This window comes from Chlorogloea sp. CCALA 695 (assembly GCF_003003885.1).
Taxonomy (GTDB): Bacteria; Cyanobacteriota; Cyanobacteriia; order Cyanobacteriales; family Chroococcidiopsidaceae; genus Aliterella.
The window spans coordinates 1-15,740 of sequence record NZ_PVWN01000043.1 but is presented as its reverse complement, the minus strand read 5'-3'; the positions used below and the strand labels follow the sequence as shown (position 1 = coordinate 15,740).

Here is a 15,740-nt window from a genome sequence, read left to right as displayed (position 1 = left end):
GTATCTTCAGAATTGATGACCTATTATTTAGAAATTAATACAAAAGCACCCCATGTAGAGGGATGCTCTTCAATCATTTTTAGTTGTGCTTGTCTCAAAGCATCGGCTTTGTTAATCACAGGATTTTTCAATTGATAGTAAAATTCTTCTATAAGTTTTACACTGCTAAAATCGTTTATAGACCACAAAGTGGCTAAGACATTTTTAACATCATTTCGTAATGCTACACCAGCTAACCCTAAGATTGAGCGATTATCTCCAGAAGTAGTTTCACACGCACTCAAAACTAATAGTTCAACTGGATTTTTATTTTTACCAATAATTCTTTCAAATTCATCTAAATAAACTTTTTGGTCAAAAGCCTGGATAAAGGTAGATTCTGCTGTACCACCAAATTTAGCATGACTTGCAATATGCACTACAGATGGTTTTTGAGTTGTTATCTGTTTTTCTAACACCTTTAACGTAAAGTCTTCATCTAAAAAAATATCTTCTTTAAAACTATTACTTATTACTTTAATTTCTTTTTGTACATAGGGTAGTGATTGAAATGGAGGTATAGCAATACTTAAGCCAAATATTAAAACCTGTTGTTTTTCTAATTTTTGATTTTCACTGTTTATGTTTAGTCCAAGGGAGATAGAGATCGCATATTTTTGAATTAAAAACTGCTTACCATCATGCAATACTGCCATCGGCACATTTCGTAATGCCCCGTCGTTAACAAAAACTAAGCTCGTAGTGCTTGTTTTTGCTAAATCAGCTTCTATTGGTCTAATTAGTAAGTTATATACTTTCTGCGACAATTGCAAATATTCTGGATTACTTTTTTCCTCTAGTTTGAAACGAAGTTCGTTAATAGTTTTCTCTAACTCTTTTGCGGTTACGACTATTGGGTAACTTTTTAAACTACCATCAGGTAATCGCAAAATTATATAAGTTTTTTCTTTTAAAATAACAGAAGAAACTCGTGTTTCATTATTATTTTTAACATTGATAAGCTGGCTAGATGCTAAGGATTTTATCTCTAGGCATTCATCGCCAAAAAAGTCTTGTAGCTCTGTAAGCTTTAACAAGTCAAAAACTGGTAACACTTCTTTTACTTGCCCAGAATCTAATAATAAAGTTATTAATTCCCGATATACTGGCTCAACTTCATCGCGGACATCAAACTGTAATTCGTTACTAGCGACAACAATATTGCTTCTTATACTTTGCAAAGTTGAAACTGCATTAGTATAGGATGTGATCGCTCGTTCATTATTCCCTGTATTGGCAAGTATTCTGCCAGCTTGCCACTGCCATCTATACAAGCTATCTTCATCTCTTTGGGCGGCAATAATAGCAGCTTGAGTAAAATTTAATGCTTTGTCAAGTTGGTTAGCTTGTTCGTAAGTATTTCCCATAGCTCCCAGAGCAAAAGATTGGGCGCGGTTATCGCCAATACTTTCAGACACAGATTTTGCCCACTCTAAAGCCTGTATTTTTTGATTGAAGTCTAAATATTTAGATAATTTAATTATTGCGTAAGCTTTGTTGCGGGAATTAGGTAAAGTTGAAAGTATATTTTGCGCTCTTAATAAGTAATTGGCATTAGGTGATAAGCTAATTGAATTTATCAAAGCAGTAAATCCAGGTATTCCACCTGGGGATTTTGAAACAGCACGATTTGCCATCAATAAAGCGGATTTACGGTCTTCTTTGCTCTGAAAAGAAAGTCTAGCTATACCTTCCTTGTCTTCTTGAGCAGTAGAAGCTTTTAACTCGGTAGAATATTTTGTAGAACGGGCGGTAAATAAGCTAAATAAATTGTTAGCAGCAATAGTAACATACTTAGAATCATTTATTTTTTCAGCTTGTGTCAAGCTTTTTTGATAAGCAATAATAGCTTGATTGTAGTTTCCTTGGACAAAATATATATTACCCAATACACCCCAAGTAACAGTTTGAAGAGTATTGTCTTTTAAACTTTCTGCTATTTCAATTGCTGAAAAAATTAGTGCGGTTGATTTTCTATAGTTTCCTTGACTTAAGTAAGCTTGGGATTGATCTGCAAGTACCTTTGCTAAAGATGCTTGATTATTTTCTATTTCATAAATCTTTGCAGCTTTATCCCAATAGCTAATAGCTTCAGGAAAATTACCTTCTTCCCGATATTCGGCGGCTAGGTATCCATAAATAGCAGCTTTTTTGCTTGCAGTAATAGTTTGTTGTAACATATCCAGCCAGGACTGTTTAGGATCTGTTGTTAGATTTTTTACCGATATGTTATCAAATACTGGTAATGAATAAGTTTCTTGGGCGTTAACTGGTATAAGCAAGCATGGTACACTAAACGACAACCAGGGAAACAAAGCTAATTCCAGTAATCTCCTTTTGTTAGATTTTATCATGACTAATTTCAAGCTTGTTTTTGTTAAATTAATAGTTTTTCTGTTAGTTACAATACCGACGAGTACAATATCGGTTGCTGCTCCTAACTATAATCCACCCTCTACAGGAAGACAAGATGAGGAAAGCATTAGTTCTGGTTCTAGAGGTTGCGATAATTCAAAATTGGCTACTTTTCAGCTTATTGTACCTAAAGATCACGTAGGGAGAACTATTAAAAGTCACCCAACTTTTATGTGGTATCTTTATGGTAAAGCTGATGTGCCAATGCAGTTAATTTTACAAGATCCAAAGGCACATAAGCTAATCTTCAAAACGCGAATAGAATCTAATTATCCTGGTGTTGTTGCATTGAGTTTACCCTCTAACACTCCAGGTTTAGAATACGGTAGAAAGTATAATTGGACGGTATCTTTAATTTGTAGCGAAAGACACCCTTCAAGGAATTCTTATGCTAGTGCAGACATTGAGCGGATCAAAATCGGTAATATTTCTGTTTCACCACAAGAGATGCGATCGTCAACATATGCTGAGTTGGGTTTGTGGTACGATGCAATTGCCGCAAGTTGTAGACAAATAAAGAGTGGAAGTTGTTTAGCATCTAGGGATTTTAATAGTTTATTAGCGCAAGTAGGATTAACAGATATTTTGTCTCTTAAGGTTCAGCCTTTACAAAGAGTTGGATCTACTGATCATAAACCTGGAAAATAATTTGTATTATCATGCGAAATAATTTTAAGCTGCATACGCAAAAAATACCTGGCAGCGTCGCTATATCTTTTACAATTATTCTTTTAGTAATTTTCTGCCGATTATTAGGCTGGTTTCAACCATTGGAATGGAAGTTGTTAGATGCGTTTTTTAAACTGCGACCTTCTGAAAAAATTGACGAAAGAATAGTTGTCGTTAAAATTACAGAAGAAGATATTAAAAAGCTATCATACCCTATTTCTGATCAAAAGCTGGTGCTAATTTTAACTAAAATAAAAAATCAGCAACCGCGAACAATCGGATTGGATATTGTTAGAGATATTCCGCAGGAACCTGGGTCAGAGCAGTTAATTAAAGTATTGCAAGAAACTCCTGAAATATGGGGAATTGAAAAAATATTAGGAGAGAAATTTAGCAAATTTTCTCCTCACCCAGTTTTAAAAAAGTCAGGGCGAGTAGCTTCTGTTGATACTGTTTCGGACGCAGATGGAGTGCTTCGTAATATATTATTATATCCTGAAAGCGAAAATAAACAGAAATTACCTAATTTAGGACTAGCTGTAGCACAAACGTACTTACAGAAACAGTCTATTAGTTCTAAACCAGGAGAAAATAATTATTTACAATTAGACAAGACTTTGTTTGTTCCCTTTCAAGCGAACAAAGAAGGTAAATCAAATGCAGGGGGCTATATCAATATTAATGCAGGAGGCTACAAAGTATTACTTAACTATCGAGGAGCAAATAGTTTTCAAAAAGTATCGCTGTCAGAAATACTAGATGACAATATTTCGCCAACAATCTTTACTGATCGTATCGTTTTAATAGGATATGAAGCTCCAAGTATTAAAGATTTGTTTTTAACTCCTTACAGCTTCAATGGGGTAAAATCACCTGTTTACACTTCAGGTGTTGAAGTTAACGCTCATATAGCTAGTATGGTACTTAGCTCAGTGTTAGATAATCGCCATTTAATAAAAACTTCTAATGAGTTATTAGAGTATATTTTAATTATTTTTGCTAGTAGTATTTTCCCCCTGGTTATTTGGAAATGGCAAACAGCAAACATGAATTTTAACATAAATAAATTTTTACTTGTAGAATTCACTACTTTTTCTGTAGGAATTTTAGGATTATTTAGTATTAGTTATTTTGCTTTTTTGAATGGTTGGTGGATTCCAGTAGGAATTCCAATTACAGGCTTACTTATCTCAACTATTGCTATAGTTGGGTATACAATTCAAGATCAGAAGTTGCGAGTGGATAAATTAAATTACACATGGCAAGTCATTACAAAAAATATTTCTGAGGTAATTTTGGTTGTTCATCCTAAAAATTATTTAATCAGTGACCTTAAACCACTGGGTGCAGAGTTTATAGGATATTCAAAAAATAATATTCTTAACACCTCATTTTTGAATTATGTTGTTGAGAAAGATAAAGGTCTAATAAAGGCAATAATTCGTGATCTTTCATTTTTAGATAAAGATAAAGACGATAAAATTACCGTACAATTCAGAGTGATCCATCAAGATAGGAGTGAGCGCATACTTGAAGCAACTTTCTCTAATTTGTTAGACGACTCGTTAATAATCAATTCTGTCGATGTAACAGAACTGATGATAGCACAAACTAAATTCGGTGATGCAGTTTCCAGACTTGAAGAATTCATTAGTCCGCTAGAATGAAAACCTACGAATAAGGCGATCGCCCTTCAATTACCGCAAGCTTTCGCAAGCGACCCCATCGTTGTCGCCGTCCAGCCTAAATTTATCCCCAGGGAAAGCCTTTAGCACCTGCTGCGCCTGGACTTGAGTTTGAAAATCGCTGCAATTGCAATCGCTATTAGTGCAATTTGGTAGAGATTGAGTTCGTGTAGATGAAGCGACTTTATTTATTTGAGGATTGCTGCTACGCTTCCCCCGCCTGTAATCCCAAGGCATCACAGGTGACTTTTGATTCCAGAAGCCCAACCGTTGCTTTTTCGCTTGAACTTCTGCCTGTAAATACTGGTCTTTAGTGGCAGCACATCCACTGAGGTATTGGCGATAAACCACTGCTTGACCGTCTTTGACCATTTGGAGATTAACCGATTGCTTACCGATATATAGTTCAGCAACAGTTCGCCCATACCGATCTCGTGTTATCGTGCGAACTTGTACCGCCGTCCCTGGGGGTAGCAATTGCTTGAGCCGGGAAGTCGATTGTTGTCCCCAAGGGGTTTGTGATCGCTCTGGGGCATCAATGCAGCCAAGTCGCACTGTAATCACTTGACCTGCTTCGCGGATTCGCAAGGTATCGCCGTCGCCAATGCTGACGATGGTGGCGGGTTTGTTCTGGGCTAGGGCTACAGAGGGAGAAAATAATAAAGGGACAACTAATAAGATTCTAAATAGCAAGCTTTTCAAGGTGTTTCGTAGATTTTTGAGTAGATGCTGATAGTATTCCCAGTTTCTCAGTAACTATTACACTTTTTGCATTACTGCCAAAACCTTTCGTGCTACCTCCACCGATACTGATGCTTTTGCTGCCGCATCGCGCAGGAGATCGCCCTGGTGCAACGCGGCAATTACTTTCTGTGATGAGGGCTGGGCAAGGAATCGCTGTCTTAAGTTTGCTTCAATGCGATCGCTCACCCGCCTATTATCTGCTTTTGTTTGTTCGTCCGCTAAAAGTGCTACTAGAAAATCATCCTGCTTTCCCGCTAAAATATCTTGCTCTGCGGGTGATAATACTCTAGCTGGCATCTGGTGCAGGTCGCGCTCCACTGCTTGAGTTTCGTTAGGGGTGGCAAACTTAAAGTATTCCGTCAAGCTACCGATTGGATAGTTGCCACTGGAGTAGCGATACTTAAAATACCGCTCTATATTTCCCCGATTTGCCCAAGTTCTTACAACTTCGATATCTACGTTTTGGAAATGTGATCGCATATCTCGATATATTTCTACTAGCCTACTGTCGATAGAACGAGTTGTTATACCGATTTTGTGAAACACCTGCCCATCAGCCTGCACTTTCAGGTAGTACAAACTAGCTTCCAAAATTTTCCGCATCTGAGCGCTGTAAATCCGCAGATCAGCCAAGCGAACCCGTAGCTCCTCAAGCGGCAGCACCGAGCCAGAGTTGTCGAAAATAGTAGCCTCCAGGTGTGCCAGCTTTTGCTCTATCAATGGCTCTTGTACACTATTGAATACGGATAGAGGCAATGTGCCAACCGGGATTTGCCCTAGCTGAGTAAACTGGTAAGCTTTTCGCCCTGTTGCGGCGTTGAGGTTTGGTGAAGTCTCCAGTAAGTTTTCCCTGGTGAAAGCTGGCAGTATTTCTAGGCGGTCGATACCATTATCGTGCGACTTATGCCTATGCCAAAGCTTATTTAGTTGCTTTAATTCCTTACCTGTTAAGAAAATGTTGAAGGCATCGTATAGGGGTAAGCGCGGGATGTCGCTCGGTTCTCTCTTGATAATTAGGTTGCACGTTTCGCCGTCATGAGCGAAATGATGCTCTTTAATCCTACCCTTTTTGGCGATCAGTGCTTTACTACAATAAGGGCATATTAAATTAGTTTTCCCGCTTGGGACATTTTCAACCTCAACAAGCTTATTCTCTGTGTCAACGCCGTACCTCAACCACATGCAATTTGCAGTTCTTACTTGATAGCTTCCTATAAAACTATTGCTAGATAATATTTAACATCTTCCGTGTAACGTTCCGGTTGAGCGGCAGCAGACTGTCTACAACGATAGACGAACAGACTCTCAACTGTCCGCTCCAACCGGGTTGTTATACCGTTTTTCTACGATCAACTCTCCGTACATCGATCTGCTTCAGCTTTGTGCAGAGCCGTTGATTTGTTGCTGAAACTGAACTTTCTCCTGACCTAAATTCTGAACTTTAGTGGGCGTATGCACTGTCTCATAACTAGCTCAGAGCTTAACTACCTAACTATTACCTCACTTTTCCTATCTGTATAATCCGTACTTACAGTAACCTGTTGCCAAGCATCCAAATCCGTTTTGACCCATTCCAGTTTTTCCTGAATCAGGCTCATAGCATCCGTGCCTAATGCCAGTCGCATCGGTGGATGAGGACTTTCCACAGCTTGAATGATGGCTTGCGCCGCCAATCGTGGATTGCCAGGTTGCTTACCATCCATCTCTTTGAACCACTGCAATGAACCCCCGCTTACGGTCGCATAAGCATCAATGGATTGTTCGGCTGCTGCCAGAGAACGTCCGTTAAAATCTGTGCGAAATGCCCCAGGTTCAATTAAAGTCACTTTAATTCCAAAAGATTCCACTTCTTTAGCCAAAGCTTCAGAAGTACCTTCCAGAGCAAATTTAGCGCCACAGTAGAGGCTACTTCCGGCAAACCCCACTAATCCTGCCGTGGATGACATATTCACAATGTGACCGCTGCCTTGCTGACGCATCAAAGGTAAGACAGCTTGCATTAGACGGAGCGCCCCAAAGAAGTTAGTTTCAAAAAATTGGTGAATCTCAACATCACTGACTTCTTCAAGTGCGGCAATGAGTCCATGACCCGCATTGTTGACTAGCACATCAATTCGACCAAATGTGGCGATTGCTGTATCAACGGCTGCTTGTATGTCTTGAGACGATGTTACATCCAGACGTACACCCTTCGCGGTTTCTGGGTAGTGGTCAATCAAATCGCAAAGTTGCTCTGGTTGGCGAGCAGTAGCAAGCAGGAAGTCACCCTTCTTCAACACAGCTTCTGCTAGAATCCGTCCAAACCCTGTTGAGCATCCTGTAATCAACCAGGCTTTGGGAGCAACACAATTTTTGCTTGAGTTCATTTGTTTTCTCCAATATGAAAACGATGAGATGCGTTTTATGTTTCTTACGATAGGAGACATCCTTGCAACTGTCCAATATATATATGACTAGGATTAATAGGTTAGACATATAAGTACGATGGAATTACGACACCTGCACTATTTCATCACGGTGGCTGAGGAACTACACTTTAGTCGAGCAGCAGAGCGGTTGCACATTTCCCAACCCCCGCTCAGTCAGCAGATTCGTGCTTTGGAAGATGAACTTGAAGTTAAGCTGTTTGAACGAACGAAGCGGCAAGTGCATCTGACTGAAGCAGGCAAAGTGTTTTTAGAGCGTTCCTATGGAGTGTTATCGCAACTCGAACAGGCGATCTCCGTGACCCAACAGATTGGGCGGGGTGAGGTTGGTCAGTTGGCAATCGGTTTTGTTGATTCTGCAACGTATACGGTACTCCCAGAGATTTTAAGGGTCTTTCGATCACAGTTTCCGGCTGTAGAACTGCGATTGCATGAAATGACAACGGCTCAACAGATTCAGGCTCTGCATCACAAGCAGGTCGATATCGGCATTGTTCGTTCTGCTATCAGCGAGTCAGGTTTGAGTGTGGAGTGCTTTTTGCAAGAATCATTGGTCTTAGCGTTGCCAGAAGCTCATCCATTCTCTGCTCAGACTCAACTGTCTCTCTCTACGTTGGCAGATGAATTATTTATCCTATTTCCTGCCAGAATGGGACCTATCTTTTACGAGCAGATTATTCACAGTTGTCAACAAGCTGGATTTCGTCCGAAAGTGGCTCAAGAGGCAGTGCAAATGCAAACGATCGTCGGCTTGGTTGCAGCAGGACTGGGCATTGCGATCATTCCTGCCTCCATGCAAAACTTCCACAGAAGTGGAGTCATTTATAGACCCCTACAAGAGCAGATTCCTAAAACTGGACTTTACCTGGCTTGGCGGCAGCATGATTCCTCCCCAGTCATCAGCGCATTTCTTAGCTTGGCGCGGAAGACGGCACAATGGGAGTCAAATCGTAATGATTGAGCAGTTAGGAATTAATCACTTCACCTAATAGCGCCTCCAAGCATTGTCTTAGTAGTAACCTGAAACGGCATAACTAATACTTACGGAGACTTCGCGCTAATATTAGCCAAAGCAATGACTTCGCATCTTCTCTCTAATGGCTTACCAAATTTCCGCGACTAAACTTCAAACCTACCACCGTTGCCCCCAAGCTTACTATTTCCGTTACGAGTTAGGTTTGAAAGCTCCCGGATTCTTTGGTAATGCTGCCCTTGGCACAGCCTTACATCAAGCTCTTGCTAAAATTTACCGCGATTGGGACTACCTTGAACCTATACCGCCCCTAGATTGGGTTTCTTCCTGCTGGGAGCGATGTTCTAATAATCTCAGTCCCAACCAAGCTGAGGAAGGACAAGAAATTTTAGAAAATTACTATTATCAGTTCATTGCTGGTGAAACTGCGATCGCAAGGCCTTTGGCAGTCGAAGAATTAATTAAAGGGCGCTTGCTCGTTAATGACTTAGAATTTAAAGTTTCTGGGCGCTACGACCGCCTCGATTTTCTGGGAGATGGGTTAGAACTAATCGACTACAAATCAACTAAAGAAGTCAAATTGCCGAAGCCCGATGAAATTGACTTGCAGATTGGTCTGTATTATATCGCCCTAGAACAAAGATACCACTCCTGCTTACAGCAGTTAAGCTTACTTTACTTGCGGACAGGTGAAAAGATAGTTTTTGAGGCTAGTAGCGAACATAAACAGCAGGTAGAAACTGTTATCGGTGAATTAGCTTGGCGATTGCGTACTGATGAACAATGGGAAGTAAAGACTGGGAAACAGTGTGAAGTCTGTAGCTTTAATCGCTACTGCGCGGCGGTACAAGACCAGCCTGAACCGTTACCGCCAAATGCTAAATCTCCTCTACAAATCCAACTTGCTCTGAACTTTTAGAGAATTTCATTATCTTAGTCACCAACGTACTTGTTCTCCTAACCTACTTCTTAGCTTTTAACCGACTATTCCACTTCAATGCCGCTTCATCCTCGGTTTTTGCCGCCGGACCTTGTGCGCCACACGCGCAGTAAACCACAAGTTCATAACAATCATTGCTGTCCTCGAATAATGATTCAACGATTTCCATTTCTGAGTCACCACAAAATGGACATGGTAAAAAGTAATCTTTATGTTCTATTTTCTTGCTGTTCACATTACGGGTAATTTAAACTGACTAAGCAAGTATACAGGGTGAAGTATTATTACCGAGCAAACAATCTTGCTATTCCACTACCAATTAAGTAAAAGACGAACACCAAAACTGTTTGAATTAGATAAGTGACGAGCAAAGATTGATATAGTTTACGATTTTGTTGCCGAAATAACCTGTTCCACAAGCACCACTTGCCTTGAATATAAGCGGCGGTGAAGAATAAGGATAATGCTGGAACGCTCCACAAGGAGAATCTGGCAAAGCCCATATAAATAGCGCTTGCCAGTAGCCCCAATCCTAACAATCCTTTAATAAAATTCATGTTATTTTTGTTTGGTACTCTCGGTATTGCTTATCTTTATTCTGCCAATACTTATCTACAGTTTCCTTGGCGACCGCTGCCTGCTCTAGCTCCACCCCTTGCTCGGCTAATAATCGCACTTTCACCCGCTTCCGCAAGTCTGAGATAATTTTGCCGTTAGTCTTTCGAGTCTGCGCCCAGTCTAGTATTGGCTCTGGATATGGACTCTCGTTTAGGTACGCTCCATTGAGGATCTCTGACAAATTATAACCTCGCAGTTCCTCAACCCAGTGGTAAATAAATCTTAGATCGCCGTCTTTTTCCTCTAGATTCTTGTTGGGATTATAGATACGGAATGTATCAGACAGAGGATTAGTTACTCCTGCCTGCATCTGCCATTGAAAATGATCGATTGCTAGATTTCCATCGATTAGTTGTTGCATATAGTGCTGCGCCCCGTGATGCCAGGAAATGCCACAGTTAATACACAGGAAAGTAGCGCACATCGCCCTCATCCGAAAGTTCATCCAGCCCATTGTCTTGAGTTGCCGCATCGACGCATCTACTAAAGGAAAGCCTGTTTGCCCTTCTTTCCAGGCAGCAAATAACTCTTGCTTCTCCTTACTTAATTCGGCGGGTGAGTAATACTCATCGAACTCTGGGTAACGGTTGGTATCTACTAACTCTGGGTGGAAGTACAACCGTTGAGTAAAACTATCGTGCCAGCGCAGGCGATCGCGGAATGCCTTAAGCGAAAACTGGGCTTTTGGATTGCTGGCTAATTCGGCGGCTTTAGCTTTGGTACTCTGGTAAACTTGGCGAACAGAAATAGTACCGAAAGTTAAATGAGGTGATAGGTGGGATGTAGCACCCTGCTGAGTCAACCAGGGGCGCGAGATTTTCCAATGATATCCGTGAAAGCGAGAATTTAAGAACGAGTTTAAGGTAACGATCGCCTGTGTCTCGCCGCCACTAAAATAGGTATCCTCTATTTCCCAGAATTGGCTATACTTTTGCTTCAACTGACTGAAGGTAAGCTGAGGAATGTCAAGCTGAAGCTGGGGCGTATTGATGTGTTCTGGTGTTGGGTGTAGAGGTTGCCGCAGGTAGGTATAGTATTCGTCCATCCACTCATCGCGGCGGTTTTTGTCAGTTTGCAGGAAGTTGTTTAGCCCCTGGTGATAGTCAAGATTGTGTTGGCGGTAAAAATCTATGATTTGGCGATCGCGCTCTATCCCATATTGCACCTGCACATCATGGTTGAAAAACAATTTAGGGCGATCGCCTTTTTGGATTAACTGGCGAGTAAGCTCTTGGATTACGTCAGTGCTATTACCTTCAAGTAAATAAAGTTGACTTCCCCGCTCTCTGAGGTTTCTATCCAAGTGTTCCAAAGACTCGAACAAGAATTTGACTCTGGCTTTACCTACTTCGGCTTGCTGGTAGAACCAGGGGTCAATGATGAAGCAGGGCAATACTTCAGCGTTATCGGCGGTAGATAGAGCAACTATCTCGTTATCATTCAACCGTAAATCCCTTCTAAGCCAAAGGATGTGCATTTGTAAAATGTACTATTTTTGTACTACTATTATAATTCTTTGCAGACGATCGCATTTGAGGTAGTCATTTCTAATTTGCGTAGTTTAAAATCGTATTTAACTACCCCAAAATGCCCCAAGCGTAGTCCTCACAAGACTTTTCATTTTCTTTATGACTTCCCACAATATCCTCAAAGTCAAGCGCCCAGTTAAGCCCCAAACCCCGCCACCGTCACTGCCATTGAACGATTCCGCCATTGAAGAAGCAGTTGAAGCGCTCCAGCAAGCCGCAATGGAGACGCAACAACAAGAGGAGCCAGTAATAGACGAAGAAGTTTTTCTTGGGACTCCAAGAGATGAATCAGTCTATGGGTGTGGGTGGAGCTTGACCGAATTATTGAATGAGTTTAACGAAAGGTAATTACTGTCGCCAAAAGCTTAGGGCGACTGTCTGGCTTTTTGAATTTGCTCCTCCGTTGCCATTTGCATAGGATTGAGGTCATCATTTAACACGAAAAAGCCTTCAACAAGTTCAATGACATCGCCTTCAGTGAGTTCGCAATCTGGCTCTAGTGCGGGGTGCATCATCATGTACATTTCACGAGTAGCGAGATGATTTTCATCAACCAAGAATTTAGTAATCATAGTTTTTCATCTAACTAATAATTGGGGTGACGACAAGTAAATGCACAAAAAATAAGAAATTGGGTAAGGCTATAGACTCTATTGTCATTATCAGCAAATTTAGGTTAAATATTAATCCATAAACGTTTATGGATTAATGAATGCAAATTTATCTGTTTCTACATATGTCTATATATTCTGTGATAGAAAATATTAGCTCTGCTTCATCTGGTCTAACAGCAGACGTGCAGCAGGTAATAGCTTAGTTTGCTGTTTGAGTGCTTTGATACCTTGAGCAGCATAAAGTGCGATCGCAGCCAACAACTCCCTAACCAAATCCGGCGAACTCTCATCAAAGGGCAAAATTGCGCCACCTGTAATCCGGGCAATTTGTTCAAATGTCGTGAGTGCGGCTTTGGTATCATAGCCTTGAGCTTGAGAACTACTATCGTGGAAGATAAAACAGCGAACACCCTTGAGTTTTAGTTGTTGAGCAATTTCTACGGCTTCCTGTGCATCTTCCTCAAAACAATCACCAATATATATTAGGGCTTTAAGTTTAGGCGCTTGATCCGCTTTATCTAGTATTTCATTTAAGGCTGTCCTACCCGCAGAACAACGTACAGTTTGTACTTTATCTAGAAAAGCCCTTGCTTCCGATGAAAAAGGTGTCATCTCTTGCAGCCGACCACCGCTATGATAGGTAAGAGCAACATCTAATTCTCCAGGTACAGCTTCAAACATCGCTCCTGTTATTTCTTTGGCAATATTCCAACAGGCTTCGCGGCTGGCAGTGGCATCCATCGCAAATAGCAACCGGGGGCGTTCTTGGTAGGCGATCGCTCTCTTGAGCATTTCTTGTTTAGGAGCAGCAGAAATTGCCTTGCTGGAGCGCACTTTGTCTAAAAACCCAGAGCCAACTCGCTTTGCTGGCAAATTCTTTTTATCTTGAGACATCTTCAAATTCCTCCATGATTTTGCGGTAAGCATCGTTCACTATTTGCGCGTACCATCGCGGCATCCCTGATGTGTCTGGGTGAATATGTCGCATAATCTTTCGATAGGCAGCTTTTACTTCTTCTATTGATGCACCAGGATCTAAACCTAAAACTGTCCAAGGATTAGTTTTTTCCTCATTATTGTCCTCTAAGCCGATCTCTTGAGCAACTTTGGCGCGCCAATCCTCATCTACTGCTTCTAAATAGGCTTCTAACAATTGCGCGTCAATTACTAATTCACGATCGCGCAATGCAACAAGCATCTCGGCAAGTTTGCTCAAGGTCAAAGTAGCTAAATTCGTATTTTTGACTAATCCCTGAAAATCAGCAATTAACCTACCTGTAACTGTTTCATCGGCTTGCAAAGTAAGTTCGATTACTTCTCCTGCGTTCGTAGCATTATCCTCCTCGTCGCGCGATCGCGTTTTGGGTCTGCCTCTTTGACGCTTAAGCGGCGCATTTGGGTCGATTCCTAGCCACAAACAGGCACTCCGCAATACGGCTGACTCTACGGTTTGCCCAACACTGGCACTTGCCTTCAACGCTTTGGGTATTTCCTCATCTAGCACGTAACCTTCCTTAGCTTTAATTACTAACTTGTAGAGTTTGACCGCGCGTTCGTTGTCTCGCTCCCAGGCATCTGCTGCTAGTTCTCCAATATATCTAGTCGCCTCCGCGTCCGATCCTTTCATGCCTACTGCCAAACGGTAGACTAGGCTATTGATGCTGACACTGGAGCGTTTGTTGACGGCGATGAATCCTCCTTCTTCTCCAATTACTGTGCCTCCAGTGCTGAGGCTTTTACTGAGTGAATGCTCCTCGCTGCATTCTTCCTCTCTTTTGGGGAAAAATTCTTGGGGCGCTCTTAAGTGCCAAACTAATTTTTCTACAGTTTGCTTCAAGGTTTGCTTAGTGCCGCCTAGCACGCTCATTTCAATTTCTATTTCAATAAGAGCGGGTTCCCGTTTGAGGATATCTAGCACGTTGGGGCTAACCGATACAGTTTCCGAGAGACGGAGTGGTAAGGATACTTCTGATCCAGTATGAGGATTGATTATGGGCTGAGGTGATTTCCACAGCAAGTCCCGGCGTTTGAATTCAATTGTCAAACGCAAGCCAGCATTAGAGATGGAGTTGATATAACGGTTGTGCCAAGCCATAGTATCCATAAACGTTTATGGTTATTTTATTCTGGCACACTCTCTTGGCAGAAGTTAGATGCAATAACTCGAACTCGTCAAGCTTTATTGTCTAGCATCGTTTCATGCACCTAGGCAGTACCAAAAAGAATATCGCGCTCTAGTTCATAATCGCCACAAGCGCAAAAGTTACATCTGATAATACCTGAGTGATTCCACTGAGATTAATTCGCCACAACAATAAATTAACCAATTATTCCGTACACCTACCCATTACATCCTTTCGATTAGTTGAATATGATGCAGCAGATAGAACACCATGTTTTCGACAATAGGCTAAATGATTATTGCTAAACCGCTAACAATTAAACAACCCCAAGCAGGCAAACTAATCCGTGAGATGCGATCGCATCTTGGTCTAACTCAAGAGCAACTAGCGCTATCACTGGGGGTCACTTGCTCAAGTGCCAACCGATGGGAAAATACGATGGTGACTCCATCTCCACTAGCTATGCAGAAGATTGAGGCGATGCTTAAGCAGATGGGTGATCGCGGTCAGGAGTTATTAGTGCAATATTCCCACTAATACGCTGATAATTAATCGCCCCGATACAAGTAGAGAATTATCTTGCAAGTAGAACAACTTAAGCCTGGTATTGTCCTGCGTGGTTCCATCTTCTCGGAACCCGTGAAAGTTTTGACTGTAATGCCGATGGGGAAATCAATTAAGCTGATCGGGCAAGGGCTTACTACCAATCAAGTCCATCAGCCCATTTTAACAATAGAGCAACTTGCAGAACTTGAATCTACACCAGAGCAAGAATTATTTGATGGCGACCCAAATAAATTTCGCCATGCCGTAGAAGCAATGCGTTTGGGTTTAGCTTACGAATACGATCCATTTTTTGCCTTAAGCGTTGCACGAGTAGATCCTCTGCCCCATCAACTTGAAGCAGTCTACGATTACTTTCTCAAGCAGCCAAGAATACGTTTTCTACTTGCCGACGACCCCGG

The 15,740-nt window shown here is 41.4% G+C and carries 17 protein-coding genes; 7 read left to right on the top strand and 10 right to left on the bottom strand.

What is annotated here, in order from left to right:
- Window positions 1-23: 23 nt before the first annotated feature.
- Window positions 24-2,219, bottom strand: a complete 2,196-nt coding sequence (locus C7B70_RS18090; protein WP_233220984.1) for a CHAT domain-containing protein — start codon at window positions 2,217-2,219, stop codon at window positions 24-26.
- Window positions 2,220-2,376: 157 nt separating this feature from the next.
- On the opposite strand from C7B70_RS18090, the gene C7B70_RS18085 reads away from it, so the two are divergent.
- Window positions 2,377-3,102, top strand: a complete 726-nt coding sequence (locus C7B70_RS18085; protein WP_146134092.1) for a DUF928 domain-containing protein — start codon at window positions 2,377-2,379, stop codon at window positions 3,100-3,102.
- 11 nt (window positions 3,103-3,113) lie between these two features.
- The gene (locus C7B70_RS18080) at window positions 3,114-4,790 is read left to right on the top strand and encodes a CHASE2 domain-containing protein (RefSeq protein ID WP_106370397.1); all 1,677 of its coding nucleotides are present in this window, start codon (window positions 3,114-3,116) and stop codon (window positions 4,788-4,790) included.
- A gap of 30 nt (window positions 4,791-4,820) precedes the next feature.
- On the opposite strand, the gene C7B70_RS18075 is transcribed toward C7B70_RS18080, so the two are convergent.
- The 3 genes from C7B70_RS18075 to C7B70_RS18065 form a co-directional block, all read right to left on the bottom strand.
- The gene (locus C7B70_RS18075) at window positions 4,821-5,510 is read right to left on the bottom strand and encodes a thermonuclease family protein (protein WP_106370396.1); all 690 of its coding nucleotides are present in this window, start codon (window positions 5,508-5,510) and stop codon (window positions 4,821-4,823) included.
- A gap of 57 nt (window positions 5,511-5,567) precedes the next feature.
- Complete coding sequence (locus tag C7B70_RS18070; RefSeq protein WP_106370395.1) at window positions 5,568-6,734, bottom strand: GIY-YIG nuclease family protein; 1,167 nt, start codon at window positions 6,732-6,734, stop codon at window positions 5,568-5,570.
- A gap of 302 nt (window positions 6,735-7,036) precedes the next feature.
- Window positions 7,037-7,918 (bottom strand): oxidoreductase, encoded by an 882-nt coding sequence (locus tag C7B70_RS18065; protein WP_106370394.1) that lies wholly within the window; start codon window positions 7,916-7,918, stop codon window positions 7,037-7,039.
- 118 nt (window positions 7,919-8,036) lie between these two features.
- Between C7B70_RS18065 and C7B70_RS18060 the strand changes: the two genes are divergently transcribed.
- Together C7B70_RS18060 and C7B70_RS18055 are read left to right on the top strand one after the other, a co-directional pair.
- Window positions 8,037-8,939, top strand: a complete 903-nt coding sequence (locus C7B70_RS18060; RefSeq protein WP_106370393.1) for a LysR substrate-binding domain-containing protein — start codon at window positions 8,037-8,039, stop codon at window positions 8,937-8,939.
- Window positions 8,940-9,075: 136 nt separating this feature from the next.
- Window positions 9,076-9,870 carry a PD-(D/E)XK nuclease family protein gene (locus C7B70_RS18055; protein WP_106370392.1) on the top strand — a complete coding sequence of 265 codons (795 nt, stop codon included), beginning with the start codon at window positions 9,076-9,078 and terminating at the stop codon, window positions 9,868-9,870.
- A gap of 43 nt (window positions 9,871-9,913) precedes the next feature.
- Here the strand turns inward: C7B70_RS18055 and C7B70_RS18050 are convergent, their stop codons facing one another.
- From C7B70_RS18050 to C7B70_RS18040, 3 genes are read right to left on the bottom strand one after another with little or no spacing between them, the layout of a single operon-like run.
- Window positions 9,914-10,126, bottom strand: a complete 213-nt coding sequence (locus C7B70_RS18050) for a Lar family restriction alleviation protein (RefSeq protein WP_233220983.1) — start codon at window positions 10,124-10,126, stop codon at window positions 9,914-9,916.
- A gap of 49 nt (window positions 10,127-10,175) precedes the next feature.
- Window positions 10,176-10,448: a hypothetical protein gene (locus tag C7B70_RS18045; protein ID WP_106370390.1), complete on the bottom strand. Its 273-nt coding sequence runs from the start codon at window positions 10,446-10,448 to the stop codon at window positions 10,176-10,178.
- A complete protein-coding gene (locus C7B70_RS18040) occupies window positions 10,445-11,986 on the bottom strand; it encodes an FAD-binding domain-containing protein (protein ID WP_106370389.1) in 1,542 nt (513 codons plus the stop codon). The genes C7B70_RS18045 and C7B70_RS18040 overlap by 4 nt, the downstream gene beginning before the upstream one ends.
- 151 nt (window positions 11,987-12,137) lie before the next feature.
- Between C7B70_RS18040 and C7B70_RS18035 the strand changes: the two genes are divergently transcribed.
- Window positions 12,138-12,386: a hypothetical protein gene (locus tag C7B70_RS18035; protein ID WP_106370388.1), complete on the top strand. Its 249-nt coding sequence runs from the start codon at window positions 12,138-12,140 to the stop codon at window positions 12,384-12,386.
- A 17-nt stretch (window positions 12,387-12,403) separates the two neighbouring features.
- Here the strand turns inward: C7B70_RS18035 and C7B70_RS18030 are convergent, their stop codons facing one another.
- From C7B70_RS18030 to C7B70_RS18020, 3 genes are all read right to left on the bottom strand, one after another.
- Entirely contained in the window at window positions 12,404-12,610 is a 207-nt protein-coding gene (locus tag C7B70_RS18030; RefSeq protein WP_106370387.1) for a hypothetical protein, read from the bottom strand.
- A 192-nt stretch (window positions 12,611-12,802) separates the two neighbouring features.
- Window positions 12,803-13,546 (bottom strand): hypothetical protein, encoded by a 744-nt coding sequence (locus C7B70_RS18025; protein WP_106370386.1) that lies wholly within the window; start codon window positions 13,544-13,546, stop codon window positions 12,803-12,805.
- Entirely contained in the window at window positions 13,533-14,756 is a 1,224-nt protein-coding gene (locus tag C7B70_RS18020; RefSeq protein ID WP_106370385.1) for a J domain-containing protein, read from the bottom strand. Before C7B70_RS18020 ends, C7B70_RS18025 begins: the two co-directional genes overlap by 14 nt.
- 310 nt (window positions 14,757-15,066) lie before the next feature.
- Between C7B70_RS18020 and C7B70_RS18015 the strand changes: the two genes are divergently transcribed.
- Both C7B70_RS18015 and C7B70_RS18010 read left to right on the top strand, forming a co-directional pair.
- Window positions 15,067-15,312 carry a DNA-binding transcriptional regulator gene (locus C7B70_RS18015; protein WP_199192343.1) on the top strand — a complete coding sequence of 82 codons (246 nt, stop codon included), beginning with the start codon at window positions 15,067-15,069 and terminating at the stop codon, window positions 15,310-15,312.
- Between the two features lie 42 nt (window positions 15,313-15,354).
- On the top strand, window positions 15,355-15,740 hold a 386-nt coding region (locus C7B70_RS18010), incomplete at its 3' end, for a DEAD/DEAH box helicase (protein ID WP_146134091.1).

What these genes read in the sequence shown, in the direction of transcription:
- C7B70_RS18090 (WP_233220984.1), bottom strand. Translation starts at nt 2,219, where the DNA reads ATGTTACAACAAACTATTACTGCAAGCAAAAAAGCTGCTATTTATGGA.
- C7B70_RS18080 (WP_106370397.1), top strand. Translation starts at nt 3,114, where the DNA reads ATGCGAAATAATTTTAAGCTGCATACGCAAAAAATACCTGGCAGCGTC.
- C7B70_RS18070 (WP_106370395.1), bottom strand. Translation starts at nt 6,734, where the DNA reads ATGTGGTTGAGGTACGGCGTTGACACAGAGAATAAGCTTGTTGAGGTT.
- C7B70_RS18065 (WP_106370394.1), bottom strand. Translation starts at nt 7,918, where the DNA reads ATGAACTCAAGCAAAAATTGTGTTGCTCCCAAAGCCTGGTTGATTACA.
- C7B70_RS18060 (WP_106370393.1), top strand. Translation starts at nt 8,037, where the DNA reads ATGGAATTACGACACCTGCACTATTTCATCACGGTGGCTGAGGAACTA.
- C7B70_RS18055 (WP_106370392.1), top strand. Translation starts at nt 9,076, where the DNA reads ATGGCTTACCAAATTTCCGCGACTAAACTTCAAACCTACCACCGTTGC.
- C7B70_RS18045 (WP_106370390.1), bottom strand. Translation starts at nt 10,448, where the DNA reads ATGAATTTTATTAAAGGATTGTTAGGATTGGGGCTACTGGCAAGCGCT.
- C7B70_RS18040 (WP_106370389.1), bottom strand. Translation starts at nt 11,986, where the DNA reads ATGCACATCCTTTGGCTTAGAAGGGATTTACGGTTGAATGATAACGAG.
- C7B70_RS18035 (WP_106370388.1), top strand. Translation starts at nt 12,138, where the DNA reads ATGACTTCCCACAATATCCTCAAAGTCAAGCGCCCAGTTAAGCCCCAA.
- C7B70_RS18030 (WP_106370387.1), bottom strand. Translation starts at nt 12,610, where the DNA reads ATGATTACTAAATTCTTGGTTGATGAAAATCATCTCGCTACTCGTGAA.
- C7B70_RS18025 (WP_106370386.1), bottom strand. Translation starts at nt 13,546, where the DNA reads ATGTCTCAAGATAAAAAGAATTTGCCAGCAAAGCGAGTTGGCTCTGGG.
- C7B70_RS18020 (WP_106370385.1), bottom strand. Translation starts at nt 14,756, where the DNA reads ATGGATACTATGGCTTGGCACAACCGTTATATCAACTCCATCTCTAAT.
- C7B70_RS18015 (WP_199192343.1), top strand. Translation starts at nt 15,067, where the DNA reads ATGATTATTGCTAAACCGCTAACAATTAAACAACCCCAAGCAGGCAAA.